The sequence below is a fragment of the Isoptericola sp. S6320L genome (assembly GCF_023015685.1).
Taxonomy (GTDB): domain Bacteria; phylum Actinomycetota; class Actinomycetes; order Actinomycetales; family Cellulomonadaceae; genus Isoptericola; species Isoptericola halotolerans_A.
In genome coordinates this window covers 18,333-44,529 of the sequence record NZ_JALKAT010000002.1, presented here as the reverse complement: position 1 = coordinate 44,529, position 26,197 = coordinate 18,333, and the positions used below count along the sequence as shown (strand labels likewise).

Genomic DNA, 26,197 nt, shown 5'->3' with positions numbered 1-26,197 from the left:
AAGGGCCGATGCCCGCATCGGCGACGCGGGCAGCCCGACGACTGCCGCCCGGCTCGCGCGGCCGGGCGGGATCGGACGCCTACCCGCAGCTGTCGCAGACGCCCGTGGCCGGCAACGTCATGTAGCACGTCGGGCACACCGGAGCCGGCTTCTCCGGCTCCTGGGTCTTGGTGGACCTCGTGGCCCGTGCGGCGGTCCTGGCCGACCGGCGTGCCGTCGCCGGCGGCGCGCCGCCGCTGCCGTCGACCTCGAAGCCGTGCTTGCGCAGGAGCGCTCCGACCGCGACCTTGCCACCCTCCATCTCTTCCGGCAGGGCGGCCCGACCGGTCGCGTACCGGTGCGCGACGGCGAGGATCGCCATCGCGTCGTAGGTCGTGCCACCGAACTGCAGGGTGGTCCCCGGGGTCGGGCTGAACCCGTAGAGCTTGAGGAACGCCACGGGACCGCGGTCGTCGTGCTCGGCGATGGCCGAGAGGACGTGCGGACGCGTGACGGAGGAGAAGGTGGCCATACCTCGAGGGTAGGTCACCGACCGGCGCGGCCAGGACGGCCGTGCGTCGACCTGGTGACCGCCGCAGCGCTGCCGACGCGCCGGAGCGGCTTCGCAGTGGGATCGTTCAGTCGTGAACCGTCTCTCGGCGACCGTGGTCCTCGCACTGCTGGCGGCGAGCGCCGTGTGCGTCGCCCTGGCCCCCCTCGCCGTGCCCGAGACCTACGACGTGGTGCGCCACTCGGTGAGCGAGGCGGGCGGCCAGGAGGTCCCGGGCGCCTGGGTGGCACGGACCGGGTTCGTGCTGCTGGGGCTGGCGGTCCTGCTCGAGGCCGGGCTCGCCGGCGAGGCGTGGGGGCCGTGGGGTCGCTCGGCGCACGGCGTGTACGGCACAGCGGTCATCCTGGTCGGCACGTTCTCCCACCGAGCCTGGTACAGCGCACCGTGGGACCGCGTGGAGGACACGATGCACAGCATCGCCGCGACGACGGTCGGGTTCGCCTTCGTGATCGGCGTGGTGGCCGTGAGCGTCCGGCGGGGGCGCCGTCCCGGGCCGATCCGGGTGCTCGACTCCGTCGCCGTCGTGGCCTCCGTCGTCCTGCCGCTGATCATGTGGACGGCACCCGACGTGCAGGGAGCGGCGCAGCGGTTGCTGTTCGCCGTCGGTTACGCCTGGTTCGCCGTCGAGGCCCTGCGGCTGGCGGGCCCGGACGCTCCGGGCACGTACCGGGAGGTGTGACTCAGCGGGCGGCCGGAGCGTGCCCGCGGTGCCAGGTGGCGACGCGCTCCACCACGAGGTCGGGAGGCTCGGTGATGTCCAGGGCGAGGCCCGTCTCGTCGTCCTGGAGCGGTTCCAGCGTCGCGAGCTGGGAGTCCAGCAGGGCCGGCGGCATGAAGTGCTCGTGGCGCCCCAGGACGCGCTCGGCCAGGACCTCGCGCGTCGCCGTGAGGTGGACGAACGCGAGGTCGCCGCCCGCGGTGCGGCGCAGCTCGTCCCGGTAGGTGCGCCGCAGCGCCGAGCACGCCGTCACGACGAGCTGCCCGGCGTCCGCGGCCGCAGCGATGGTGGTGCCGACCCGCTGCAACCACGGTGACCGGTCGGCGTTCGTCAGCGGGTGGCCTGCCGCCATCCGCGCGACGTTCGCGGGCGGGTGCAGGTCGTCGCCGTCGACGAAGCGGCCCTGCCAGCGCGACGCCAGGAGCGTCCCGACCGTCGACTTCCCGCTGCCCGAGACCCCCATGACGACGACGCCGCGCACGTCGGCGGGCACCGTCAGTACCCCGTCGCCACGTCGACGACGCCGTCGAACGGCTCGCCGGTGACGAAGCGTCGCAGGTTGACGCTCACCCGCTGCCGCAGCAGCGGCTCGACCATCTCCGGGGTGTCCGCCGTGTGCGGCGTCACGAGCGCGTTCGGCAGGTCCCACAGCGGGTGACCGTCCGGCAGGGGCTCGGGGTCGGTCACGTCGAGAGCGGCCGCACCGACCTGTCCCGAGCGCAGCGCGGCGACCAGCGCCGCGGTGTCGACCAGGCCGCCGCGGGCGATGTTCACCAGCGTGGCGCCCGACCGCATAGCGGCGATCTCCTCGGCACCGACGAGTGCGCGCGTCTGCGACGTGAGCGCCGCGGCGAGCACCACGACGTCGGCCCGGGCGAGCTCCTCGAGCAGGTGCTCGCCGGTGACGACACGGTCCGCGCCGGGCACCGGGTCGGGGCGCCGGCGCACCACGACGTTGGTGGTCCTGAACGGGGCCAGCAGCTCCAGGAACGACCGGGCGATGCCACCCGCGCCGAGCACCAGCACCCGGGCGTCGTAGAGCGACGACCCGGCCTCGGTGCCCCAGGTGCGCGTCCGCGCCCGCTCGGGGAGCCGGCGCAGCGCCGCGAGCGTCAGGGCGAGCGCGTGCTCGGCCACCGGCTCGGAGAACGCGCCCTTCGCGGAGGTCCACGTGACGGCCTCGTCCAGGAGCCCGGCGTCGAGGTAGGCGTCGACCCCGGCCGACGGCAGCTGGACCCAGCGGGTGCCCGGCGCGGACGAGAGCGTCGCGTCCAGACCCGCTGCGCCCAGCGGCCCGAACCAGAGCAACCCCTCGGTCTGCGGGCCGACGGGGACCAGACGCGCGCCGGCGTCGGCGACGGCCCCGGCGACCCAGGCAGGCACGTCGGGTGCGGCGCTGACCGCGGGGACGGGGCTCATGCCGGTACCTCCGCCCGGCCCTGCGCGGCGGCGACCGTCTCGCCCGCGACCACCTGGAGCGACCAGCCGGACGCCTGGTCCGACTCGGCCACGAGCGTGCCGCCGGCACGTCGCACCGTGAAGGACACCGGCTCGCCCTCGAGGTTCAGCACCTCCACGGTGCGCGACCAGTCGGCATCGGGGCCGGCGTGGACCAGCAGGGTCAACCCGTCCAGGTGGTCGGCGTCCGGCTTGTCCTCGTGCCGGCTCAGCGGGACGACGGCACCAGGGCGCACGTAGAGCGGCACGGAGTCGTAGTCGTGGTGCTCGCGCAGCCAGCGGCCGCCGGTGACGCGCTCACCCGTCAGCAGCCCGACCCACTCGCCGGCAGGCAGGTACAGGTCGACGTCGCCCTCGGCGCTGAAGACCGGCGCGACGAGCAGGTCCTGGCCGAGCATGTACTGGCGGTCCAGGTGCGCGGCCGTGAGGTCGTCGGGGAACTCGAGGAGCATCGGACGCATCGTCGGCGTGCCCGTGCGGTGCGCCTCCTCGCCGGCGGCCACGAGGTAGGGAGCGAGCCGGTTCTTGAACCGCGCGAACGTGCGGGTCACCGCGACGGCGCTGGTGGGGTCGGACTCGTCCTCGTCGAACATCCACGGCACGCGGTACGAGCCGCTGCCGTGCATGCGCGAGTGGCTGGACAGCAGCCCGAACGCCGTCCACCGCTTGAAGACACCGGCGTCCGGTGTCAGCTCGAACCCGCCGATGTCGTGGCTCCAGTAGCCGAACCCGCTGTAGGCCAAGGACAGCCCGCCGCGCAGCGACTCGGCCATCGAGACGTACGACGCGGTGTTGTCGCCGCCCCAGTGCACGGGGAACTGCTGACCGCCGGCGGTGGCCGAGCGGGCGAACAGCACCGCGTCGCCGGCACCACGCTCCTCGGCGAGCACCTCGTGCACCGCCTGGTTGTACAGGTGCGTGTAGTAGTTGTGCATCCGCTCCGGGTCCGACCCGTCGAAGTACTGCACGTCGACCGGGATGCGCTCGCCGAAGTCGGTCTTGAAGGCGTCCACGCCCTGACGGACCAGGCGCCGCAGCTTGTCCTGGTACCAGGCGGTGGCGTCGGGGTTGGTGAAGTCCACCAGGCCCATGCCCGCCTGCCAGCGGTCCCACTGCCACACGGAGCCGTCGCGGTTCTTGACGAGGTACCCCGCGGCCATGCCCTCGTCGAAGAGCGGTGACTGCTGGGCGATGTAGGGGTTGATCCACACGCACACCCGCAGGCCGCGGTCGTGCAGCCGGGCCAGCATGCCCTCCGGGTCGGGGAAGACCCGCTCGTCCCACTCGAAGTCGCACCAGTTGAACTCGCGCATCCAGAAGCAGTCGAAGTGGAACAGGCTCAGCGGGATCTCGCGCTCGGCCATGCCATCGATGAAGGAGCTGACGGTCTGCTCGTCGTAGTCCGTGGTGAAGGACGTCGAGAGCCACAGCCCGTAGGACCAGGCAGGGACGCGGGCGGGACGTCCGGTCAGCGCCGTGTAGCGCTCGAGGATCGACTTCGGGTCGGGGCCGTAGATGACGTAGTAGTCGAGGGTCTCGCCGGGCACGGAGAACTGCACACGCTCCACGGCCTCGGAGCCCACCTCGTAGGACACGTGGCCGGGATCGTTGACGAAGACCCCGTAGCCGGCGTTGGTCAGGTAGAACGGGACGTTCTTGTAGGCCTGCTCGCTGGAGGTGCCGCCGTCCTCGTTCCAGATGTCGACGCTCTGGCCGTTCTTGATCACGGGACCGAACCGCTCGCCCAGGCCGTAGACGAGCTCGCCGACACCGAGATCGAGCTGGTCGAACATGTAGCTCGTCCGTCCGTCCCGCTCGAGCCGGTCGGCGCCGTGGTCGACGGCCGCGCCGGGGGAGACGTCCACCCAGGCGGCGGACTTGCCGCCCGACCGGGTGAGGGTGCGACCGGCGGCCCGGAAGTCGAGCGACCACGACTTCCCGACGGACAGGTGGGCGCTGAGCGCGCCCGACGTCACCGTGCCCTCTCCGCCGGCGACGGTGGCCTCACCGGCGCCGGGAGCCGCGACCTCGAAGCGGAACGGCTCGCCCACGCCCTTGTGGTGGGTGTGGCGGACCCGCACGACGTTCTCCATCGGGGCCGAGACGGACGTGGTGAGCACCGGCAGGTTGAGCACGTCGCCACGCTGGCGCACGACCTTGGTCGGCGAGATCGCGCGGAGCTCGCCGTCCTGGGCGACGACGCGGTCGACCTCGCGGGCGTAGTGGACGGCGACGCCGCGGCGAGCGTGCCAGAAACCGTCGGTGAACTTCATGCGGGACCTTCCGTGGTGCTGCGTCGGTGCGGGGGCGGGGAGGGGCTCAGCGCGGCGGCGCCGTGGAGCCGGCCGGCGTCAGGTCGCCGGCGAGCAGGAGCTGCAGCGGTGGGGTGGACGGCTCGTCGAGCCGGTCCAGGAGCGCCTCGAGGCTGCGTCGGCCCAGCTCGGGTCCGGGGGCGACGACGGCGCTGACCGGCGGGTCGGCGGTGGAGATGGCCTCGGCGGAGGTGGCCACGCCGAGCACGGAGACGTCGCCGGGGACCGACCGGCCGCCGGCGACGAGCCCGTTGACGAAGCCTGGGAGCGCGGTCTCGTTGAGCGCCAGCACCGCCGTGACCTCGGGATGCTCGGCCAGCAGGGTGTCGGCGGCCCGGTGACCGGAGCGGGGGTCCTGCGGCGCGCGGACGACGACGGCGTCGAGCCCGCGGGCGGCGGCCTCGGCCCGGTACGCGGCCTCGGTGCGGGCGATCGGGCCGTACCCGGCCCAGGACGTCGCACCGAGGTCGCCCAGGAAGAGCGCGACGCGTGCGTGACCGAGCCCGACGAGGTGCTCCAGGCCCGTGGCCACCATCGCCTCGAAGTCCATGTCGACGTAGGGCAGCTCGTCGGGCGCGTCGGTGCGACCGATGAGCCCGAACGGGACCCCGCGGCGCTGCAGCACGGGGACGCGGGGGTCGTCCGCGGTGACCTCCATGAGCAGGACGCCGTCGACCAGGCCGCCCGAGACGTAGTCCTCGAGCTGGTCGGCGCCGGTGACCGGCCACAGCACGACGTTGAAGCCGCGCTCGGTGGCCGCGGACGCGGCGGCGGTGACGATGCTGAGCGCCGCGGGGCTGAGGCGGTGCTCCAGGGCCGGGAACACCAGCGCCACGATCCGGCTGCGCTGGCTGGCCAGGGCCCGGGCGAGCACGTTGCGGCGGTAGCCGAGCTCGGTCATCGCCGCCTCGACCCGTGCCCGGGTGGCGGGGGCGACCGGCTTGGTGCGGTTGATGACGAACGACACGGTCGTGGGGGAGACGCCGGCACGGTCGGCCACGTCCTGCATGGTCACCACGGCGGGCCTCCGGTGGGTCGGTGGACGGGTGGGTGGGTGATGCGCACTGATGATCACACATCCGAGGGGAGTTGGTAAAGCGCTTTGATGTCGTCTACCGTGGCACACGGTAAAGCGCTTTGCGAACCGGATCCACCGACCGGCGCGCGAGCCTCCCCCGAGCGAAGGAGCTGCGACCGTGCGACGAACTCCCACCACCGTCGGTGCGGTGTCGACCGCCGTCGTCCTGGGCCTGTCGGCGTGCAGCGGGCAGACCGGGGCGGACGAGGACACCCTCGTGGTGACCGACACGATGTCGGCGACCAGTGCCCCCATCTACGAGGAGATCTACGACGCCTGCGCCGCCCAGGTCGGCATGGACGTCCAGGCGAACCACGTCGCCGGCTCCGGACTCATCGCGACCGTGCTCCAGCAGGCGTCGTCGCGGACGCTGCCGGACGTGCTCATGCTGGACAACCCGGACGTGCAGCAGATCGCCTCCTCGGGCGCCCTGAGCCCGATCGGCGACTACGGGATCACCGGCGAGGGCCTGCCGCAGGGTGTCGTCGACGCCGGCACCTACGAAGGAACGCTGTACGGGGTCACGCCGGTCGTGAACTCGATCGGCCTCTTCTACGACGCCGACGCGCTGGCCGCCGCGGGCCTCGAGCCGCCGTCCACGTGGGACGAGCTGCGCACCGCCGCGGCCGAGCTGACCACCGACGACCGGTACGGCCTCGCCTTCAGCGCCACCAACACGTTCGAGGGCACGTGGCAGTTCCTGCCCTTCCTGTGGAGCAACGGCGCCCAGGAGGACGACCTCGACTCGCCGGCGGCCGTCGAGGCGCTGGAGTTCGTCGACTCCCTGGTCGCTGACGGGTCCGCCTCGACCAGCGTCGTGAACTGGTCCCAGAACGACGTCAACGACCAGTTCCTCGCCGGCAACGCCGCGATGATGATCAACGGGCCCTGGAACATGCCCAGCCTGGAGGAGGCCGAGGGCCTCGACTACGCCTCGGTCCCGCTGCCGGTGCCCACGGCCGGGGACACCCTCGTCGCCCCGCTCGGGGGCGAGGCGTTCACGGTGCCCGACACCGGCGACGCCGAGAAGATGGCCCGCGCCGGAGAGTTCGTCTCCTGCGTGACCGAGGGCGACAACCAGCTCACGATGGCGACGGGCCGTGGTGCGGTCCCGGCGGACAGCGAGGTCGCCGACCGGGCCGCGCAGCAGAACCCCACGGTGGCGACCTTCGTCGAGACGGTGCAGACCGCTCGTGCCCGGACCGCGCTGCTCGGGCCCGACTGGCCGCGCGCGGCCACCCAGATCTACACCGCCGAGCAGCTCGCCCTGACCGACACCGAGTCGCCGGCGGAGGCGCTCGAGCGTGTGGCGGCGCAGGACTGATGCCCGACGCACCCACCGGGCACGCCCGGACCGAACGAGAGGACGGACGACGATGACCACCACCCTCGCCACCGGAACCGCCGGCGCACCCGCGCCCGCGCGTGCGGTCCCACCGGGGCGTCGGCGCGCACGACGGCGCGAACGGACCGCCCAGTGGCTGTTCCTCGTGCCGGCGATCGCCTACGTCCTGGTGTTCTTCGGATACCCGATCGTCAAGAACCTGGTCATGGGCTTCCAGGACTACTCGGTCCGGACCTTCGTCACCGGCGAGGCACCGTGGGTCGGGCTGGCGAACTACGCCGAGGTCGTGAGCAGCGGCATCTTCCGCACGACCGTGGTGAACACCGTGCTGTTCACCCTGGGCTCGATCGTCGGGCAGTTCGTCATCGGGCTGCTGTTCGCCCTGTTCTTCCAGCGCCGCTTCCCCCTGGGCAACGTGCTGCGCTCGCTGCTGCTGCTGCCGTGGCTGCTGCCGATGATCGCGGGCAGCGCCGTGTGGCGCTGGATACTCGACCAGGACGGCGGCATCCTCAACGAGACCTTGCAGAACATCGGCCTCGGGCCGGTGCCCTGGCTCACCAGCCCGGACGTCGCGCTGGTCGCGGTGATCCTCGTCAACGTCTGGGTCGGCATCCCGTTCAACATGACGCTGCTCTACAGCGGCCTGCAGAACATCCCGGACGAGCTCTACGAGGCAGGTGCCCTCGACGGCGCCACCGGCTGGAAGGCGTTCTGGCACATCACCTGGCCGAGCCTGCGACCGGTGGTCAACGTCGTGCTCGTGCTGGGCGTGATCTACACGCTCAAGGTGCTCGACATCATCCTGGGGCTCACCGGCGGGGGACCGGCCAACGCGACGCAGACGCTCGCCACCGACTCCTACCGCCGTTCGTTCCAGGAGTTCTCCTTCGGCACCGGGGCCGCGGTGAGCAACGTCCTCATCGTGGTCTCCCTGGTCTTCGCCGTCGTCTACCTGCGCGCAAACCGCCGCGCCGAGGATGAGTGAGGTTCGACATGTTGCAGACCACCAGCACACGCCGGCTGTCGTCCACGATCCTCGGGATCGTCCTGCTGGCCATCATGCTCTTCCCCGTCTACTGGATGGTGAACGTCTCCCTGCAGGGCGGCAGCACCGCGGCCAGCAGCACGTTCTTCCCCACGGACATCACGTTCGACGGCTACCGCACCGCGATCGCCGACCAGACCGGCAACCTGGTGACCAGCATCGTCGTGGCCCTCGGCGCGGTCGTGGTGTCGCTGGCGGTCGCCACCCCGGCGGCGTACGCGCTGTCGCGGTTCCGGCTGCGCGGCATGGGGATCTTCCTGTTCGCGCTGCTGCTGGCCCAGATGATCCCGGGCATCGTCATCGCGAACTCGCTGTACACGTTGTTCAACGACCTGGGGCTGCTGAACTCCTACCCGGGGCTCATCCTCGCCAACGCCACGCACGGCATCCCGTTCGCGATCCTCATCATGAGCGCCTTCATGCGGTCGATCCCACCCGCCCTGACCGAGGCCGCCCGCGTCGACGGAGCGAGCCACTTCCGCGCGTTCTGGTCGATCATCGTGCCGGTCAGCAAGAACTCGCTCATCACGGCCGGGCTGTTCTGCTTCCTGTTCGCCTGGAGCGACTTCATGTTCGGTCTCACGCTGACCACCGGCGCTGACATCAAGCCGGTCACGCTCGGCATCTACGACTACCTGCAGGGCAACGTGCAGAGCTGGGGACCGGTGATGGCCACCGCCGTGCTCTCCTCGATCCCCGCGATCGTGCTGCTCGTGGCCGCCCAGCGGTACATCGCGGCCGGCGCTCTCGGGGGAGCGGTGAAGTAGCGGCCCGGCCGACGGCGGACCACGATGGCAGTGCACACCGTGCCTGCCGCCGAAGGAGGATCGTCGTGAAGGCACTGACCATCCGTCCCGGCCGGCCCGGGTCGCTCGCGGTGACCGACGTGCCGGAGCCGGGTCTTGAGCTCGGCACGATCCTCGTCGAGGGCGTGGCGCTGGGCGTCTGCGGCACCGACCGGGAGATCGCGGCCGGCGAGCACGGCGAGGCCCCCGGCGGCCGTGACCGGTTGGTGCTGGGGCACGAGTCGCTCGGCCGTGTCCTCGAGGCACCCGAGGGCAGCGGCTGGACCGCGGGCGACCTGGTCGCCGGCGTCGTGCGCCGGCCGGATCCGGTGCCCTGCGGGGCGTGCGCCCGGGGCCGCTTCGACATGTGCCGCAACGGGCGGTTCACCGAACGCGGCATCCAGGGCGTCGACGGCTTCGGCAGCGAGCGCTGGCGCATCGAGCCGGACTACTCCGTGCCGGTCGATGCCTCTCTCGGCAGCCTCGGGTTCCTCGTCGAGCCCACCTCCGTCGTGGCCAAGGCGTGGGAGCAGGTGGAGCTGGTCGGGCAGCGGTCGTGGTTCGACCCGGACTCGGTGCTGGTCACCGGCGCCGGGCCGATCGGTCTGCTCGCAGCGTTGCTCGGCGTCCAGCGCGGGCTCGACGTGCACGTGCTGGACCAGGTCTCCGACGGGCCCAAGCCGGAGCTCGTGCGCGCCCTCGGGGCCACCTACCACGCTGAGCCGGTGGACGAGGTGATGGCGACCCTGCGCCCCGAGGTCGTGCTGGAGGCGACCGGCGCCAGCAGCGTCGTCGTGGACGTCCTGTCCGGCACGGCCCGCTACGGCGTCGTCTGCCTGCTCGGCGTCTCGCCGGCCGGACGCTCCGTCCGCATCGACGCCGGCGGTGTGAACCGGGAGTTCGTGCTCGAGAACGACGCGCTCATCGGTTCCGTGAACGCCAACCAGGAGCACTTCCGCGCGGCGGCGACGGCGCTCGCGGGCGCCGACCACGACTGGCTCGGCCGGCTGGTCACCCGCCGCGTGCCCTTCGACGGGGCGGCCGAGGCGTTCGAGCCCCGGCCCGGTGACATCAAGACCGTGATCGAGCTCTGAGGAGACGGCGACGTGGGTCGCCGTGGAGCGTTACGGTGGTGCGAAGGTCGAGCCCAGGCCGCCGCACCCCGGCGAAGGTGACCCATGAGAGCCCTCTTTGTCAGCTGCACCCTGAAGAAGTCCCCGGAACGGTCCAACACCGAGACGCTCGGCGCCGTGGTCGCCGACGCCCTGGCGCAACAGGGCGTCGAGGTGGACCACGTGCGGCTCGCCGACCTGGACGTGCCGCCCGGCGTCGTGACCGACGTCGGCGACGGCGACGAGTGGCCCGGCGTCCACGAACGCCTGCTGGACTCCGAGATCCTCGTCGTGCTCACCCCCACCTGGCTGGGCCGACCCTCCTCGATCGCCCAGCGCATGCTGGAGCGGATGGACGCCATGATGACCGAGACGGCCGACGACGGGACGCCGGTCGCCTACAACCGGGTCGCCGGCGTGGTCGTCACCGGCAACGAGGACGGCGCCCACCACGTCATCTCCGAGGTCAGCGGGGCGCTCGCCGACCTCGGCTACACGGTGCCCGGCCAGGCATGGACCTACTGGAACCAGGGACCCGGACCGGGCGACGACTACGTCTCCACCGAGCACGGCCACGACTGGGCGCAGAGCACCGCCCGGCTCATGGCGCACAACCTCCACGCGGTGGCGGCGGCGCTCGCTGCCCGACCGGTCCCACCTCCCGGCTAGCCCCTCGGCGTCGGGATGCGACGACACGAGCGCGGGCCGAACCTGGCCGGGAAGCGTCGAGAAGTGGCGTGGCACGGGCCGTGCCGCAGCCGCGGGTCGCCACGGCCTCCATCCGAACGGAGATGCCGATGTTCTTCCACCGTCAAGAGCTGCAGCACCGGGCGAAGCCCGACAAGCCCGACGCCGTCTACGCCCGCAAGCTGCAGGAGGTGCTCGCCGGGCAGTACGGCGAGATCACCGTCGCCATGCAGTACGGGTTCCAGTCGTGGAACGCTCACCTGCCGGGTAAGTACCGCGACCTGCTGTACGGCATCGGGGCCGAGGAGATGGGCCACGTCGAGATGCTGGCGACGATGATCTCCCAGCTCCTCGGCGACGCCCCCGTCGGTGCGGTCGAGGGCGCCGTCCAGGACGACCCGACCGTGGCGGCGATCATCGGGGGCACGGACCCGCAGCAGGCCATCGTGGCGGGGGCCGGTGCACGCCCCGTGGACTCCAACGGCAACCCGTGGACCGCGGGCTACGTCACGGCCAGCGGCAACATGCTGGCCGACTTCACGGCGAACGCGAACGCCGAGATGCAGGGGCGGCTCCAGGTGGCTCGGCTCTACCACATGACCGACGACGCCGGGGTGCGCGACCTGCTCGCGTTCCTCCTCGCGCGCGACACCATGCACCAGAACCAGTGGATCGCCGCCGCCCAGGAGCTGCGCGACGAGGGCATGGAGGAACTGCCCGTGCCGAGCACGTTCCCGCAGGGCAAGGAGCACACCGAGTCCTCCTACCAGTACATCAACTTCAGCGACGGTCAGCACGCGTCCGAGGGCAGGTGGGCCAGCGGCCCGACCCCGGACGGCAAGAGCGAGTTCGAGTACGTCGACACCCCTCCGCCCGGAGAGCCCATGCCCGCGCCCACGACCCCGGACCCCCGCTTCCACGGCACCACCGGCAAGCCCGGAGCGTTCGAGAAGGCCGCCGGTGCGGTGAAGGACGCCCTGCACCGCGAGTAGCCCGTCGAGCACCCGGCGCACGAGGCCACCCGGCGCACGAGGCGCCCCCGCCCGGGAACCCGGACGGGGGCGCCTCGTGCGCTGCGTGCTCAGCCCTGCGAGCCCGGGGAGCGCGGCCCCGGGCCGGTGCCCGGGCCGGGCTCCTCCTGCGGGTGCGGCCCGGGCACCCGTCGTCCGGGCCCGGTGCCCGGTGTGCGCTCGGCGTCCCGGTCGTCCCGGTCGTCCCGCTCGTCCTGGTCGTCGTCCTCGGGACGCGGCGGGTGGGCGGAAGGCCCGGTCCGTGGGTTGAGCTGCTCCGGGTCCGCGTCGGGATCCTCGAACGGCTCGTCGGCAGTGTGCTCGCTCATGCTCGCCTCCTGACCACGTGGCGTGACGCGGCCGCTCTCCTGGACCGACGCCGCCCCGTCCTCGAAGCCTGGCAGGTCGTCCTGCGCAGGCAACCCGTGCCGGCGGCATGCCGTGCGAGCCCGGGAGGACGGTGGCAGCGTGAGCGGTGCCGGGTCCAGCAGCGAGGCCGTGGGTGACTTCCCAGGAGGGGACCATGTCGGACTCACAGACCAGGACGACCACCGACCACGACGAGATCCGGAGCTGGGTCGAGGAGAACGGCGGGGCACCGGCGAGCGTGCGCGGCACGGAGCACGGTGACGAGGCCGGCGTGCTGCGGATCGACTTCCCCGGCGGCACGGTCGAGGACCAGCTGGAGCACGTCGACTGGGACACGTGGTTCGAGAAGTTCGAGGACGCCGGCCTGGCGTTCCTCTACCAGCCGCAGCGCGCCGACGGCGGTGGCAGCACGTTCGCGAAGCTCGTGCGGCGATGAGCGAGCGTCCCGCCCCCACGTTCCACCGTGCGGTCGTCACGGGCGGTGCCGGCTTCGTCGGCAGCCACGTGTGCGAGGCCCTGCTGCGTGCCGGCACCGCCGTCGTCTGCGTGGACGACCTGTCGAGCGGAGCCGCCGCGAACGTCGCCCACCTCGTCGGCGACCCGGGGTTCGACCTGGTGCGCGCCGACATCACCCAGGGCCCCGTCCCGCTGGGGGAGGGGGCGCCCCGCGACGTGGACCTGGTGCTGCACCTCGCGTCGCCGGCCTCCCCGGTCGACTACCTCGAGCGGCCGATCGAGACCCTCGACGTGGGCTCCGTCGGCACCCGGCACGCCCTCGAGCTGGCGCAGTCCTGCGGGGCACGGTTCGTGCTGGCCTCCACCTCCGAGGTGTACGGCGACCCCGAGACCCATCCGCAGCGCGAGGACTACTGGGGCCACGTGAACCCCGTCGGCCCCCGCAGCGTCTACGACGAGGCCAAACGGTTCTCCGAGGCGCTCACGACGGCGTTCCGCGGCGACCGCGGCGTCGACACCGGCATCGTCCGGATCTTCAACACCTACGGTCCGCGGATGCGCGGGAACGACGGCCGGATGGTGCCGACCTTCGTGCGGCAGGCGCTGGCGGGAGAACCGCTCACGGTGGCGGGTGACGGCTCCCAGACACGGTCCGTCTGCTACGTCGACGACCTCGTGGAGGGCATCCTCGCCTTCGCCGCGAGCGGCCACACCGGGCCGATGAACCTCGGCAACCCCGAGGAGCTGTCGGTCGCGGAGGTGGCGCGGGACGTCCTCGCCGCGACCGGCTCCACGGCCGGGACGCGCTACGTCGACCTCCCGCAGGACGACCCGGTCCGCCGCCGGCCGGACGTCTCGCTCGCCCGTGAGGTGCTCGGGTGGCGCGCCCGGACCCCCTGGCGCGAGGGCCTCGCCCGCACGGTCGAGTGGTTCCGTGAGCACGACGACACCGACGCGGCCGCACCGGCCGGTCCCCACGGGCGGCGTGTGTCGGTCATCGGCTGCGGGTACCTCGGTGCCGTGCACGCCGCGTCGCTCGCCCGGCTGGGGCACGACGTGGTCGGCATCGACGTCGACGAGGCGCGCGTCGCGACGCTGTCCGCCGGGCGCGCGCCCTTCTACGAACCCGAGCTGGTGGAGCTGCTCGACGAGGGACGCCGGGCCGGACGGCTCCGGTTCTCGTCCGACACGACGGACGTGCAGGGGTGCGACGTGCACTTCGTGTGCGTGGGCACCCCCCAGCGTGCCGGCTCCGGGGAGGCGGACCTGCGCCACCTGGACGAGGCCGTCGAGTGCCTCCTGCCGCACCTGCGCGCCGGCGACCTGGTGGTCGGCAAGTCGACCGTCCCGGTGGGCACGGCGCCGCGCGTCGCCGACCGGGTGCGCGCACGCGGGGCGGACCTGGTGTGGAACCCCGAGTTCCTGCGCGAGGGCCATGCCGTCGCCGACACGCTGCGCCCCGACAGGCTGGTGTACGGCGTGGGCACGGGCGATGCCGGCCGCGCGGCGGCGGCACGCCTGGACGCGGTGTACGCGCCGCTCGTCGAATCCGGCGTACCTCGGGTGGTGACCGACCTGGCCACGGCCGAGCTGGCGAAGGTGGCCGCCAACGCGTTCCTCGCGACCAAGATCTCGTTCGTCAACGCCATGGCCGAGGTCTGCGAGACCTCCGGCGGTGACGCCGTCGCGCTGGCCGGGACCATGGCGTACGACCCGCGCATCGGGGGGCAGTACCTGGGCGTGGGGCTGGGCTTCGGCGGCGGGTGCCTGCCGAAGGACATCCGGGCGTTCCTCGCCCGGGCACGGGAGCTGGGGATCGGTCCAGCGGTCGAGTTCCTCGAGCACGTGGACGCCATCAACGACCGCGCGTGCACCCGTGCCGTGGCGCGCGTGCGCCGGGCGTGCGGCGGCACGCTCGCCGGCGCCCGGGTCACGGTGCTCGGAGCGGCCTTCAAGCCGGAGTCCGACGACGTCCGGTCGTCACCCGCTCTGGAGCTCGCCGAGCGCCTCGCCGAGGGTGGCGCCCGTGCCGTCGTGACCGACCCGCAGGCCGTGGCGCACGCGCAGGAGCACCACCCGGCCCTCGGGTTCCAGGTGGACGTGGACGAGGCGCTGCGTGCGGCGGACGTGGTCGTGCTGGCCACCGCGTGGGAGGAGTACGTCCGGCTCGACCCGTACCGCGCGGGCGAGCTGGTCCGGCACCGCCGGTTGGTGGACACGCGCAACGCCGTGGACCCCGGCCCCTGGCGGGCGGCCGGCTGGTCCGTGGACGGTCTCGGCCGCCCGACGGGTCAGATCTCCGGCGTCGGCCCGGGCTCGACCGGAGCCTCGTCGCTCGCCCCGCCGCCGGCGCTGTAGGGACGCCCCGGCCAGAACGGCCACTCCTCGAAGTCGGCCACCCGGCCGTCGTCGGCGAAGCGCAGGACCCAGAGGTTCTTGTACTCCTGGGACTCCGGTGCGGTGTAGTGCACACCCACGCGCACCACCGCGGTGACGCCGTCGACGGCCAGGGGCTCGGCCGTCATCGTGAACGTCGCGCCGGCGTCGGTCGTCCAGAAGTCCTGGATGCTGGCCTGGCCCAGCAGCGCCCGCTCGTACGGCGAGCGGGCGTAGGAGGCCTCAGGGGTGAACAGGTCCGCCACGGCCCCGGCGTCGTTCTCGCGCCATGCGCGCTCGTAGCGGTCCACCCACTGCACGACCTGGTCATGTCTCATCTCTGCTCCTCCACATCGGTGGGCACCCCGACCGGTGCCCTCTGGAGGAGGTGGTCGACGGCGTCGACCACCTCCTCGGTGCGGATGCTCGCGAGGGCGGGGTCCACCGTGCTCCCGTGGGGGTCGCCGACGTACCCGGCCTCCCCGTGCCACAGGACGACGTGGCGGTCCTGGTCGACCGACGGGCCCCAGCGGTGCGGTGGTGTGGGCCCGAACAGGTGGACCGACGCCGTGCCGAACGCGGTGGCGAGATGGCCGACCCCCGTGTCCCCGCACACCACGAGCCGCGCCGCGGCGACGGTTCGTGCGAGCGCGGGGACGTCGAGGCGCCCGGCGAGGCTGGTGGCGGTGCCCGGGCCGGAGGCCGCGGCGGCCACACGGGAGCACGTCCCGGACTCCGAGGGACCCCCGGTGACCAGGACGTCGACACCTCGTCCGGTCAGGTGCCGCACCACGGTGGCGTACCGGTGCTCCGGCCATCGCCGCGCGGGGGACGCGGCCCCGGGGTGCACGACGACGACGTGGTGGCCCGGCGGACCCGTGCGCTCGAGCCGCAGGTCGGCCCGCCCGCACGCGCCGCCGGCGTCGCGCACCAGCCGGCACCAGCGGTCCACCTCGTGCTCGTCGTCGTCCCACGTGGGGCCCGGGGCGCCGGTGACGGCGTCGGCGAAGGCGACCAGCCGTGCCGGCCGGACCGAGCGCAGCAGCCGGTGGCTCTGCGGGCCGGAGCCGTGCAGGTTCACCGCCACCAGGCCGTGGCGTCCGGCGTCCAGCACGCCGTGCGGCCACTCGGGCGAGTCCAGGCCCGACGTCGGCAGCACCTCGTCGACCAGGCCCAGGGCGCGCAGCCACTCGCCGGTGCCGGACGGCCCCGCCAGCAGGATCCGCCGACGGGGCCAGGCCCGGCGCACGCCCCGCAGGGCGGGCACGCCGGTCACGGCGTCGCCGAGCCCCAGCGCGCGCAGGACCAGGACGCTGCCCTGCGGGCTCAGGGCCACGACGACTCGCCCGAGGCGGCCACCAGCATCTCGCGGATCTCGACGCCGACGGGCTGGCGCAGGGCCGTGACGGCGGCCGCCGCGGTGGCCCGGGGGTCGGCGAGGTCGGCGTCCGGGCCGGGCTTGTACTGCTCCGGGCGTCCGTCGAAGAACGCGGTGCGCATCCCGCCCGGCACGAGGCAGGTGACGCCGACCCGCCCGGCGAGCTCGGCGGCCAACGCCTGCGAGAACCCCCGCACCCCGAACTTCGAGGCGCAGTAGGCGGTGGCGTCGGAGACACCCTTGAGACCCAGCGTCGAGGCGACGGTCACCACGGTGCCCCGCCGCTGCTCGAGATAGGGCAGCGCGGCTCGCACGACGGCGACCGTGCCCAGGAGGTTGACCTGGACGACACGCTCCCAGTGCTCGACGGAGATCTCGGCGAGCGGGCCGCAGGCGTCCGTCCCGGCGGCGGTCACCACGGCGTCGGGCGGCCCGACCTCCACGGCGAGCCGCTCGACGGCGTCGGCCGCGGCGGCGCTGTCGGCCAGGTCGACCACGGCGTGGGGCACCTCCGCCGACGGGGGGACGCGGTCGAGGACGACGGGCTTGCCGCCGGCGGCGGTGACGGCCTCGACCAGCGCGGCACCGAGGCCGCTGGAGCCGCCGGTCACGTAGACGGTGCCCAGCTCCCGAGGAACCGGGGTCTCGGTGGGCGGTGCGGTGGCGTCGGTCATGCTCGTGCCTCCCTCGTGGTGGTGGCCGGCGCCCGGTCGGGCGCCGCGGGTCGTGCGGACCGGGGTGCCCGGTCCAGGATCGAGGTGGTCGACCTGCCCTCGACGAACGGCAGCAGGACCACCCGGCCGCCGTGCCGGCGGACCGTCTCGGCCTCCGGCAGCGGTCGGCGGGTGTAGTCGCCGCCCTTGGCCCACACGTCGGGGCGGAGCCGGTCGAGGACGGTCGTGGGGTCGTCCTCGTCGAAGACGACGACGTCGGCCACGCAGTCCAGCGCCGAGAGCACCCGGGCGCGGTCGGCGGCCCCTACGACGGGCCTGCCCTCGCCCTTGAGCCGCCGGACCGAGTCGTCGCCGTTGAGCAGCACGACGAGGTGGTCGCCCAGCCGTGCGGCGGCCTCGAGCGTGGCGACGTGCCCGGCGTGCAGGATGTCGAAGCAGCCCCCGGTCGCGACGACGGTGCCGCCGTCGGACCGCAGCCTTGCGGCGACGCTCTCCGGGGTGCGCTCGGTGGTGCCCGACCCCGACCAGGCGCCGGAGCCGCCGTCGGTGCCCGCGTCGGACTCGTGCGTGGACCCGGGCGTGGACCCGTGCGCGGCCCCGCCCGGCCCGGCGAGAGCCGCCCGGCGGCGGTACCCCTCGGCGCCGCCCTCGGCGACCCAGGTCGTGGCGGCGTGCACCGCCCGGTTCACCACGTCGACCACGGACGTGCCGCGCGCGAGCTCGACGGCTGCCGTGGCCGCGAACCGGTCGCCCGCACCGCAGGGATCGCCGGCGACGGCGTCGGCAGGGACGTAGACGCTCTCGCCGGTCGCGCGCGCCAGGTAGGCGCCCCGGTCACCGAGGGTGAGGCAGACCGCCTCGGCCTCCCAGGCGCGTGCGAGCGACTGGGCCAGTCCGCCGGGGTCGTCGGCCACCACGGTCAGGCCGAGGTCCTCGGCGGCGCCGAGCGCCTCGGCATGGTTGGGCGTCACGAGCGTCACGCCCGGCACCGGCGCGCCGCCCCGGGGGTGCGGGTCCCAGACCACGGGCCGGTCGGCCGCCGCCGTGGCGACGGCGTCGCGCAGCGGGCCGGGGAGCGTGGTGCCCGCGCCGTAGTCGGAGACCAGCACGGCGTCGGCGTCCGAGAGCGCCTCCCGGACCCGCTCCACCGGGACGTCGCGCGGGACGGCGGGTCCGCCGTCGTCGACCCGGACCATCGTCTGGCCCCCCGAGCGCACCCGGGTCTTGCGGCGCGTGCCGCCCTCCTGGGGCACCTCGACGATCTCGACCGTCGGGCGCAGGAGGTCGCGCAGCTCGCGCCCCCCGGGGTCGGGGGCGAACGGTGCGAGCACCCGGACCTTCGCGGCGTCGGCCGCGAGGACGGCCGCCAGTCCCGCGCCACCGGGGCTGCTCCGCACGCCGAGCGTGTCGACGACGGGCACGGGGCCGTCGGGCGAGAACCTGGTGACCTGGCCGTCGACGTCCCGGTCGAGCAGGACGTCGCCGACGACGACCACGCGGGGCCGCCCGTCGTGCGGCGCGTGCGTCCCGTCCTGCGCGCCGGGCTCGGCCGTGACGTCGTGCCGCAGGTGGGCGTCGACGGCGGCGCACAGGGCGTGCACCACGGACAGGTGCAGCTCCTGGACGGTCGAGGTGGAGCGACCGGGCAGCGCCATGGTGTCGTCGCACTCCTGAGCGAGGGGGCTCGGCGCCGGCCCGGTCAGCGCCCACGTGGTGATGCCGCGCTCGCGCGCGGCCCGGGCCGCCGCCACCACGTTCGCGCTCCGGCCCGACGTCGACAGCAGGACGAGGACGTCGCCCGACCGTCCGTGGGCGGCGACCTGCCGGGCGAACATCTCGTCGGGCCCGTAGTCGTTGACCAGGGCGGTCAGCGACGAGGTCTCCGCGTGCAGGGCGATCGCCGACAACGGCACCCGCTCGCGCTCGAACCGGCCCACCAGCTCGGCCGTCAGGTGCTGCGCCTCGGCGGCGCTGCCCCCGTTGCCGGCCACGAGCAGGCGCCCGCCGGCCAGCGTGCGCTCGGCCAGGTGCGCGCCCCAGGAGTCGATGCGGTCGGCCTCGGCGAGCAGTGCGTCCAGGCCGGTGTGCAGGTCCGCGAGGTGCGTGCGCAGCCAGTGCGACGCCTCGTCCCGTGCGCTCATCGGTCGTTCACCGCCCGGGACGCCCCGAGCTGCTCGGAGCCGCTCTCCGCACCGTCCGACCGGCGGTCGGCGACGACCGTCCCGTAGGCCTCGACGGTCCGTGCGGCGACGGTGGACCAGTCGTAGAGACGCTCGGCGCGGGCCCGTGCCGTGGCGCCCATCCGCTCACCGGCGGCGGGGTCGCTCTCCAGCTCCCGGAGGGCGTCGGCGAGGGCCTCCGGTTCCCGCGGCGGGACCAGGAGCCCGGTGCGGCCGTCCACCACCGAGTCGAGGAGGCCGCCCACGGCCGAGCCGACGACGGGGCGTCCGCAGGCCGCCGCCTCGAGCGGCACGATGCCGAAGGGTTCGTACCACGGCGTGCACACGACGACGTCGGAGGTGTGCATGAGGTCCTGCACGGCGTCCTGCGTCACGCTGCCGACGAACCGGACACGGTCCTCGACGCCCAGCCGGCGGGCGACGTCCCGCAGGCGGCAGGCCTCCGCGTCGTCGACGAGGTCGTCGGCCGACGGGCCGCCCGCGACGACGAGTCGCGCCGACGGCAGCAGGGCCAGGGCCGCGATGACGGTGTCGACGCCCTTGCGCTCGACGAGCCGGCCGACGGACAGCAGCCGCAGGGGAGCGCCGGGGCGCCGACGCCGACGCGCGGCGGGCGGCTGGAACGCGCCGACGTCGACGCCGCAGGGCACCACCTCCACGCGTTCGGGCGGGGCGCCGAGCGCCACGAGCTCGGACACCTCGTCCTGGCAGGTGGCGACGATGCCGTCGACGGCCCGGCAGAGCAGCCGTTCGCGGGCCACCCGCTCGGGCGGGCTGGTGTCCCGGGCACCCTGGTGGCGGCGTTTGACCGAGCCCAGGGCGTGAAAGGTCTGCACGAGCGGGATGCCGAGCGGGGGCGCGCACTGGAGGCCCGCGACGCCGGACATCCAGAAGTGCGCGTGGACGACGTCGGGCACGGGATCGCGCCCGGAGCCCGGGACGGACCGGTCCCATCGACGGCGCAGGTCGGTGCCCAGCTCGTCCATGTACGGCAGGAGGTCGTCCTTGGGCAGCGGCTCCGGCGGACCCGCGTCGACGTGCACGACCTCGACGCCCGGGGCGAAGGGGACACGCTCCGGCAGCACGGGGTCGTCGCGCCGGGTGTACACCTGCACGGAGTGGCCCTGGGCTCCCAGGCGGGTGGCGAGCGAGGCCACGTGAACGTTCTGCCCGCCGGCGTCCGGCCCGCCGAGCACAGCGAGAGGGCTGGCGTGCTCGGAGATCATCGCGATCTTCATGAGGTCACCTCCGTCAGGATGGCGTCCCAGCGGTGCAGGAACGCGTCGAGCGAGTAGTGCTGCAGGACGTGCGCGCGGGCTGCTGCGCCGTGCTCGCGCGCCTCGTCGGGCTCGGCCAGCCAACGGCGGGCGGTCGCGACGAGGGTCTCGGGCCGGGAGCTGAGCACCCCGGCGGTGGGGGGCACGGCGACCGGGGCCTCCGTGGTGGGCAGGGCGAGGACCGGCAGGCCGAGAGCCATCGCCTCCAGCAGCGCGAGGCCGAGACTGGTCCACCGGAAGGGGTGCAGGTAGGCGCGCGACCGGGCGAGGGCGTCGTGCATCGCGGCCTGCGGGACGTCGTCGTACAGCCTCAGAGGAGGAGCCCCGGGCACCGACGGACGGTGGTTCCCGAGTCCCGTGACGCCCACGCCGTAGACGTCCACCGGGACGTGCCGAGCGACCTCGAGCAGCACGTCGGTACCGACCACCCGCCATCGGCGGACGGGTTCGTTCACGACGGCGGCGATCGTGTCCAGCTCGCCGGTACTCCGGTGGCCGGGGTCCGGGATGCCGTGGTCCACCACCAGCGTCCGTGCGTCGCCGGTGTCCCACATCAGGGCGTTGTACGCCGTGACGTGGACGACGGGCACCGTGCCGTCGGCGACGACGTCGAGGTCCGCCAGCGGGTGGCGGGTGGCCGCCGCCGGTCCCGTCGGGGCGTTGTGCTCGACGTAGACGGCCGGCACGTCGCGGCCGGCGACGAGCCCGGTCCACCGGTGCAGCAGCTCCGGTTCCTCGGGCCGCTGGAGGACCACGACGTCGATCCCGCCGTCCGCGGCGAGCCTCGCCAGCTCGGCGGGGTCGGCCTCGCCGACCGAGCCCGGCCAGTCCCAGGTGCGTGCCCGGCCACGGCCGTCCGGCCCGCGGTCCGGGATCACGGGGACGACGTACTCGTGGGGGCCTGCGACGAACGAGGTGGTCCACGAGCCGTGCACGTGCCAGACGAGGACCCTCATGCGACCACCTCCGCGGGCACGGGAGCGAGCCGCTCGACGGCGTCGGCCACCCGGGCCGGAGCCACGGACGACAGGCACGGGTGCCCGGGCACCGGGCACTCGCGGGCGCGGGTGCCGCCGCACGCCGCGTGCTGGTCGCCCAGCAGCAGGGACGGGACGCCCCACGGGGCCCACCGCTCGGGGGGAACCACCGGGGAGAACAGGGAGACCACCGGGGTGCCGACGGCGGCGGCGAGGTGCGCGGGTCCGGTGTTGCCCGCCACGACGCATCCCGCACCCGCCAGGACCGTTGCCAGAGCGCCCAGGTCGGTGCTCCCGGCGAGCACCTGCGCGCGGCCGGCCGCGACGTGGACCGCCAGCTCCGCCTCGGCGGGCGAGCCGGTGACCACGACCCTGCGGCCGCGACGGACCAGCTCGGCCACGATCTCGCGGGCGTGGTCCGGCGCCGGGGCGCGCGCAGGCACCGAGGCCCCGGGGTGGACGACGACGTAGGCGTCGGGGCGGCGGGCCTCGGCCGACGGGACGTCGACCCGCAGGCGGCCGTCGTCGTCCGGCGGGGGCGGGAAGCCCGCCGCGCGGGCGAGGTCCGACGCCGCCTCGACCTCGTGCAGCCCGTCGGGGCGGTGGTGCCGCACGTCGAGCAGCGAGCCCGGGTAGTCGACGCTCGTCGCGCTCACCCGGGGGATGCCGGCCCACCGGGCGAGCAACGCCATCGGCAGCGGGCTCTGGTGGAAAGAGGTGAACACGACCGCTTCGGCGTACCGCCGCTCGGCCAGCGTCGTGACGAGCGTCTGCAGCGCTTGCGCGTCGGCGTCGGGAGGGTCGAACCCGGACCACGGCGCGTCGAACGCCAGCACGGACCGGACGCCGGGCAGGAGCTCGCCGGCCGCGCGGGAGGCGGGGGAGGTGAGCAGGTCGACGGCGCCGCCGCGGTCCGCCGCCCCGTGAGCCAGCGCCCGGACCGCCGGACCGGTCAGCAGCACGTCGCCCAGGTTGTCGAGGCGGACCGCCAGCACGTCGGCGCTCATCGGGCACCCTCCTGGCCGGCAGACGTCCGGCGGCTGGTCCCCGACGTCGACAACCGAGGTTCGAGATAGCGCACCGCGGCGGCCAGGTCCGGTGCCACGACGGGTGCGTCGTCCACCTCGTCGCGTCGGGTCACGGCGGTGGGGACCAGGACCGTCTCGGCACCCGCGGCGATGCCGGCGGCGACGTCCGAGCCGATGTCGCCCACCACGGCGCAGCGCCAGGGCTCGACGCCGAGGGCGGTGGCCGCGGCATGCACGAGGCCGGGGGCGGGCTTGCGGCACCAGCAACCGTCCTGGGGGGCGTGCACGCACACCTGCCAGGTGTCGAACGGTCCCAGCAGCTTCTCCACGTGGTCGTTCACCGCCTGCACCTGGGCACGGGTGAGCACACCGCGCGCCACCCCCGACTGGTTGCTGACGACGCCGAGGCGGACACCGCGAGCCCGGAGGACGTCGAGCTGGTCGAGGACGTCCTCGAGCGGCTCCACCCGTGTGGGGTCCCCGTTGTAGGGCACGTCGTGCACGAGCGTGCCGTCCCGGTCCAGCAGCACGGCGCTGATCGGGGGCGGCCACGGTTCGACGCCGCCGCGTCGCGCGAGGGAGCCGGCAGCCCGGTTGCTCACCGCGGCGAACGGGATCGCGACGCTGGTCCACGCCATGCGCCACACCTCCGTGCCGAAGCCGCGGTCGCCCGGGCGGGGCCCCGGGACGAGACGCCGGGCCAGGAAGTCCGCCGTCAGCCCCGCCCACACGCCCGCCCCGACGGCTGCCGTGCGGCGCCGGCCGGCCGCTGCGGCGGTGACGGCCAGCGCGGCGGCCCCGACCGTCGCCACGTGCCACGGGAGACGACCGGAGCCGGTGGCCGCGCGCTCGCGCCAGCGGCGGCCGTGCAGCGCCCGCATGAGGGCGTCGTCGCGGGCACCGACCTGAGCCCGCAGGCTGGCGGCACCGTCCGAGGGCCGTGGGGGGTGCGTGGTACGGCGCACCCCGCGCACCAGCCGCCACCCGGCGTCACGCACGCGCAGGGCCAGGTCGGCGTCCTCCCGGTAGGCCCGCGGGAAGCGCTCGTCGAAGCCGCCGACGTCCTCCAGCGCGCGTCGGCGGTAGGCCATGTCCGCCGTCGCCCACGCCGCCCCCTCGAGGGCAGCGGTGTTGCGCTCGGCGTCGGTCGGGCGACGGCTCTCAGGGAGCGGGACGTCGAGGTTGCCCTGCACGCCGCCGACGCCGGGCCCGGCCGCCGCGAGGTCCGAGGCGAGCCCGGCGGCCCAGTGGCGGGGTGCCTCCACGTCGTCGTCGAGGAACACGACCCACGTGGCTCGCGTCGAACGCCAGCCGGCGTTGCGGGCCGCCGCCGGGCCGCGGCCGCCCGTGCGGACGACCTCGGTGTGGAGCCGTGCGCCGGCCTGGCCGAGGTCGAGCGGTGGGGGGACCTCCGCCGGCTGCGGCGAGGCCGGGACGGGCCGGTCGTCGACCACCACGACCTCGGGCAGCGGGGAGGGCTCGGAGCCGGATCCGAGGGGCAGGGTCGCGACGAGCGAGTCCAGGAGCAGGCGGAGCGAGGGTCGCCCGACCGTGGGGACGACGACGGCCCAGGTGTCGAGGGTCGGGTGCGACGTCTCCGGGGTGTTCGCCGTCACGAGCGTCCTCCGTCCGTCAGGTCTCCACGGCGCACGAGGTGCGGCCCCATGACGAGAGCGTCGACCGGTGCCGAGCCGAACAGCTCGAGCGCGTCCCGTGGGTCGTCGACGATCGGGCGACCGGCCGTGTTGAGGCTGGTGTTGACCACGACGGGCAGCCCGGTGCGGTCCTTGAAGGCGCGGATCATGGCCTGCAGGCGGGGCATCCCGTCGTCGACCGTCTGGATCCGTGCCGTGCCGTCGACGTGGACCACGGCAGGGATGCGCTCGCGCCACGCCGGGGTGACGTCGTGGACGAACAGCATGTAGGGGCTGGGGATCGGTCCGCCGGCGAAGATCTCGGGGGCGTCCTCGAGGAGGACCATCGGCGCCACGGGCCGGAACTGCTCGCGGCCCTTGACGTCGTTGAGTCGTTCCACGTTGTCGGCCCTGCCCGGGTGCGCGAGCAACGACCGCTGGCCGAGGGCACGCGGGCCCATCTCCGCCCGGCCGTCGAACCATCCGACGACACCGTCGGCCGCGAGCACGTCGGCGACCTCGCCGGGCAGGTCGGCCGGGGTCGAGAAGGGGATGCGGGCCGCCCGCAGCCAGGCCGCCAGCTCGTCGTCGTCCCAGGACCGGCCGAGCGCGGCCGACGTCAGGGGCTCGACGGTCTCGCCCGCCTCGGCCGTGAGCTGCAGGGCCGCGCCGATCGCTGTGCCGGAGTCGCCGGCGGCCGGCTGCACCCACACCTCGTCGAACGGGGAGTCGCGCCACACGCGGGAGCTGGCGACGCAGTTGAGCGCGGTCCCGCCCGCCATCGTCAGGACCCGGTCACCGGTCTGCCCGTGCAGCCAGGTGGCGAGCTCGACGAGGACCTCCTCCAGGCGGGCCTGCACCGAGGCGGCGAGGTCCGCCTGGTCGCGGGTCATCCCGCCGTGCGGGGCGTCGCCCGGGCCGGCCTCCGCCGCCGGCGGGGCCCAACGGCTCCAGTCCGGCGGCTCGGCGACGAAGCCGCCGTCACCTGTGGGACGCACCACCTCGCGGATCTCCGCCAGGAACCGGGGCCGGCCGTAGGAGGCGAGCGCCATGACCTTGTACTCGTCGCTGGAGCGCAGGAACCCGAGGTGCTCGGTCAGCGACTCGTACACCAGCCCGAGCGAGTGGGGGAGCTCCTGGCTGGCGAGGACCTCCAGGCGGCCGTGGTCGTAGCGCCCGGCGAGGTGGGAGGACCGCTCGCCGCGGCCGTCGAGGGAGAGCACGCTGGAGACCGGGAACGGCGCCGCGAGTGCCGCGGAGGCCGCGTGGGCGACCTCGTGCGGGACGAAGCGCACCGCCGCGGGGGAGAGGCCCGGCAGCGCCGCGGCGAGGAACTCGGGTGCCCGTTCCGCGTAGCGCACGCGCAGCCAGTCCCACGGGTCGTCCAGGCCCATCTCCTCCGCCGGCTTGGCGAGCGCCGGGTCGAACGAGTACGCCACCGCGTCGAGGTCGGCCGGCCGGAGGCCGCCCACCTCGAGGCACCAGGCCGCGGCCCGCTCCGGCAGCTCCCACGCGGCGAAGGGCACCGGGCGCTTGCCGTGCTTGCGCCGCGAGAAGCGTTCCTCCTCTGCGGCGGCGACGACGGTGCCGTCCACCACGAGGGCGGCGGCGGGGTCGTGGAAGAGGGCATTGACGCCGAGGACGCGCATGACCGACGCACCTTCCGACAGGGTCGGACAGGCTCACCGAAGCCGTCCGACGGTCGACGGGTCGTCGCTGCTGCAACCCGTCCACACCGTCACCCCGAG

At 74.3% G+C, this 26,197-nt stretch carries 24 protein-coding genes; 9 read left to right on the top strand and 15 right to left on the bottom strand.

Features of this window, described 5'->3' with window-relative positions:
- Positions 1–79 precede the first annotated feature (79 nt).
- The gene (locus MWU57_RS01695) at positions 80–511 is read right to left on the bottom strand and encodes a hypothetical protein (RefSeq protein WP_106269782.1); all 432 of its coding nucleotides are present in this window, start codon (positions 509–511) and stop codon (positions 80–82) included.
- Positions 512–623: 112 nt separating this feature from the next.
- Here MWU57_RS01695 and MWU57_RS01690 point away from each other — a divergent pair, with 112 nt between their 5' ends.
- Entirely contained in the window at positions 624–1,229 is a 606-nt protein-coding gene (locus MWU57_RS01690; protein ID WP_246906909.1) for a DUF998 domain-containing protein, read from the top strand.
- A gap of 1 nt (position 1,230) precedes the next feature.
- On the opposite strand, the gene MWU57_RS01685 is transcribed toward MWU57_RS01690, so the two are convergent.
- Genes MWU57_RS01685 through MWU57_RS01670 form a run of 4 tightly spaced genes read right to left on the bottom strand, consistent with a single transcriptional unit; the run spans position 1,231 to position 6,047 of the window.
- Positions 1,231–1,761, bottom strand: a complete 531-nt coding sequence (locus MWU57_RS01685) for a gluconokinase (protein ID WP_246906907.1) — start codon at positions 1,759–1,761, stop codon at positions 1,231–1,233.
- Positions 1,762–1,763: 2 nt separating this feature from the next.
- On the bottom strand, positions 1,764–2,687 hold the full coding sequence (locus MWU57_RS01680) for an NAD(P)-dependent oxidoreductase (protein WP_246906905.1): 924 nt from the start codon (positions 2,685–2,687) through the stop codon (positions 1,764–1,766).
- Complete coding sequence (gene yicI, locus MWU57_RS01675; RefSeq protein ID WP_246906903.1) at positions 2,684–4,999, bottom strand: alpha-xylosidase; 2,316 nt, start codon at positions 4,997–4,999, stop codon at positions 2,684–2,686. Before yicI ends, MWU57_RS01680 begins: the two co-directional genes overlap by 4 nt.
- 46 nt (positions 5,000–5,045) lie before the next feature.
- Positions 5,046–6,047, bottom strand: a complete 1,002-nt coding sequence (locus MWU57_RS01670; RefSeq protein ID WP_246907120.1) for a LacI family DNA-binding transcriptional regulator — start codon at positions 6,045–6,047, stop codon at positions 5,046–5,048.
- A gap of 187 nt (positions 6,048–6,234) precedes the next feature.
- On the opposite strand from MWU57_RS01670, the gene MWU57_RS01665 reads away from it, so the two are divergent.
- The 6 genes from MWU57_RS01665 to MWU57_RS01640 all read left to right on the top strand — a co-directional run bounded on the left by MWU57_RS01665 (position 6,235) and on the right by MWU57_RS01640 (position 12,082).
- The gene (locus tag MWU57_RS01665; RefSeq protein WP_246906901.1) at positions 6,235–7,440 is read left to right on the top strand and encodes an extracellular solute-binding protein; all 1,206 of its coding nucleotides are present in this window, start codon (positions 6,235–6,237) and stop codon (positions 7,438–7,440) included.
- Positions 7,441–7,492: 52 nt separating this feature from the next.
- Entirely contained in the window at positions 7,493–8,446 is a 954-nt protein-coding gene (locus MWU57_RS01660; RefSeq protein ID WP_246906899.1) for a carbohydrate ABC transporter permease, read from the top strand.
- An 8-nt stretch (positions 8,447–8,454) separates the two neighbouring features.
- Positions 8,455–9,273, top strand: coding sequence for a carbohydrate ABC transporter permease (locus MWU57_RS01655; protein ID WP_246906897.1), 819 nt, complete (start codon positions 8,455–8,457; stop codon positions 9,271–9,273).
- A 65-nt stretch (positions 9,274–9,338) separates the two neighbouring features.
- Positions 9,339–10,385 (top strand): glucose 1-dehydrogenase, encoded by a 1,047-nt coding sequence (locus MWU57_RS01650; RefSeq protein WP_246906895.1) that lies wholly within the window; start codon positions 9,339–9,341, stop codon positions 10,383–10,385.
- A gap of 84 nt (positions 10,386–10,469) precedes the next feature.
- Positions 10,470–11,072 (top strand): flavodoxin family protein, encoded by a 603-nt coding sequence (locus MWU57_RS01645; protein WP_246906893.1) that lies wholly within the window; start codon positions 10,470–10,472, stop codon positions 11,070–11,072.
- Positions 11,073–11,200: 128 nt separating this feature from the next.
- Positions 11,201–12,082 (top strand): manganese catalase family protein, encoded by an 882-nt coding sequence (locus tag MWU57_RS01640; RefSeq protein ID WP_246906892.1) that lies wholly within the window; start codon positions 11,201–11,203, stop codon positions 12,080–12,082.
- Positions 12,083–12,171: 89 nt separating this feature from the next.
- Here MWU57_RS01640 and MWU57_RS01635 read toward each other — a convergent pair whose 3' ends face one another.
- Positions 12,172–12,429, bottom strand: coding sequence for a hypothetical protein (locus MWU57_RS01635; RefSeq protein ID WP_246906890.1), 258 nt, complete (start codon positions 12,427–12,429; stop codon positions 12,172–12,174).
- Positions 12,430–12,623: 194 nt separating this feature from the next.
- On the opposite strand from MWU57_RS01635, the gene MWU57_RS01630 reads away from it, so the two are divergent.
- Positions 12,624–12,905, top strand: a complete 282-nt coding sequence (locus tag MWU57_RS01630; protein ID WP_246906888.1) for a hypothetical protein — start codon at positions 12,624–12,626, stop codon at positions 12,903–12,905.
- Complete coding sequence (locus MWU57_RS18290) at positions 12,902–15,283, top strand: nucleotide sugar dehydrogenase (protein WP_308221127.1); 2,382 nt, start codon at positions 12,902–12,904, stop codon at positions 15,281–15,283. Before MWU57_RS01630 ends, MWU57_RS18290 begins: the two co-directional genes overlap by 4 nt.
- Here MWU57_RS18290 and MWU57_RS01615 read toward each other — a convergent pair.
- Genes MWU57_RS01615 through MWU57_RS01570 form a run of 9 tightly spaced genes read right to left on the bottom strand, consistent with a single transcriptional unit; the run spans position 15,217 to position 26,098 of the window.
- Positions 15,217–15,639, bottom strand: coding sequence for a nuclear transport factor 2 family protein (locus tag MWU57_RS01615; RefSeq protein ID WP_246906886.1), 423 nt, complete (start codon positions 15,637–15,639; stop codon positions 15,217–15,219). The two genes, MWU57_RS18290 and MWU57_RS01615, sit on opposite strands and share 67 nt — an antisense overlap.
- Entirely contained in the window at positions 15,636–16,637 is a 1,002-nt protein-coding gene (locus MWU57_RS01610; protein ID WP_246906884.1) for a glycosyltransferase family 9 protein, read from the bottom strand. The genes MWU57_RS01615 and MWU57_RS01610 overlap by 4 nt, the downstream gene beginning before the upstream one ends.
- Positions 16,628–17,353, bottom strand: a complete 726-nt coding sequence (locus MWU57_RS01605; RefSeq protein WP_246906882.1) for an SDR family oxidoreductase — start codon at positions 17,351–17,353, stop codon at positions 16,628–16,630. Before MWU57_RS01605 ends, MWU57_RS01610 begins: the two co-directional genes overlap by 10 nt.
- Positions 17,350–19,494, bottom strand: a complete 2,145-nt coding sequence (locus MWU57_RS01600; RefSeq protein ID WP_246906880.1) for a PfkB family carbohydrate kinase — start codon at positions 19,492–19,494, stop codon at positions 17,350–17,352. Before MWU57_RS01600 ends, MWU57_RS01605 begins: the two co-directional genes overlap by 4 nt.
- Entirely contained in the window at positions 19,491–20,771 is a 1,281-nt protein-coding gene (locus MWU57_RS01595; protein WP_246906878.1) for a glycosyltransferase, read from the bottom strand. The genes MWU57_RS01600 and MWU57_RS01595 overlap by 4 nt, the downstream gene beginning before the upstream one ends.
- Positions 20,768–21,766, bottom strand: coding sequence for a glycosyltransferase (locus MWU57_RS01590; RefSeq protein ID WP_246906876.1), 999 nt, complete (start codon positions 21,764–21,766; stop codon positions 20,768–20,770). Before MWU57_RS01590 ends, MWU57_RS01595 begins: the two co-directional genes overlap by 4 nt.
- Positions 21,763–22,794: a glycosyltransferase family 9 protein gene (locus MWU57_RS01585; protein WP_246906874.1), complete on the bottom strand. Its 1,032-nt coding sequence runs from the start codon at positions 22,792–22,794 to the stop codon at positions 21,763–21,765. Before MWU57_RS01585 ends, MWU57_RS01590 begins: the two co-directional genes overlap by 4 nt.
- Positions 22,791–24,431, bottom strand: coding sequence for an HAD-IIIA family hydrolase (locus tag MWU57_RS18285; protein ID WP_308221126.1), 1,641 nt, complete (start codon positions 24,429–24,431; stop codon positions 22,791–22,793). Before MWU57_RS18285 ends, MWU57_RS01585 begins: the two co-directional genes overlap by 4 nt.
- Positions 24,428–26,098: a carbamoyltransferase C-terminal domain-containing protein gene (locus MWU57_RS01570; protein ID WP_246906873.1), complete on the bottom strand. Its 1,671-nt coding sequence runs from the start codon at positions 26,096–26,098 to the stop codon at positions 24,428–24,430. Before MWU57_RS01570 ends, MWU57_RS18285 begins: the two co-directional genes overlap by 4 nt.
- Positions 26,099–26,197: the final 99 nt, after the last annotated feature.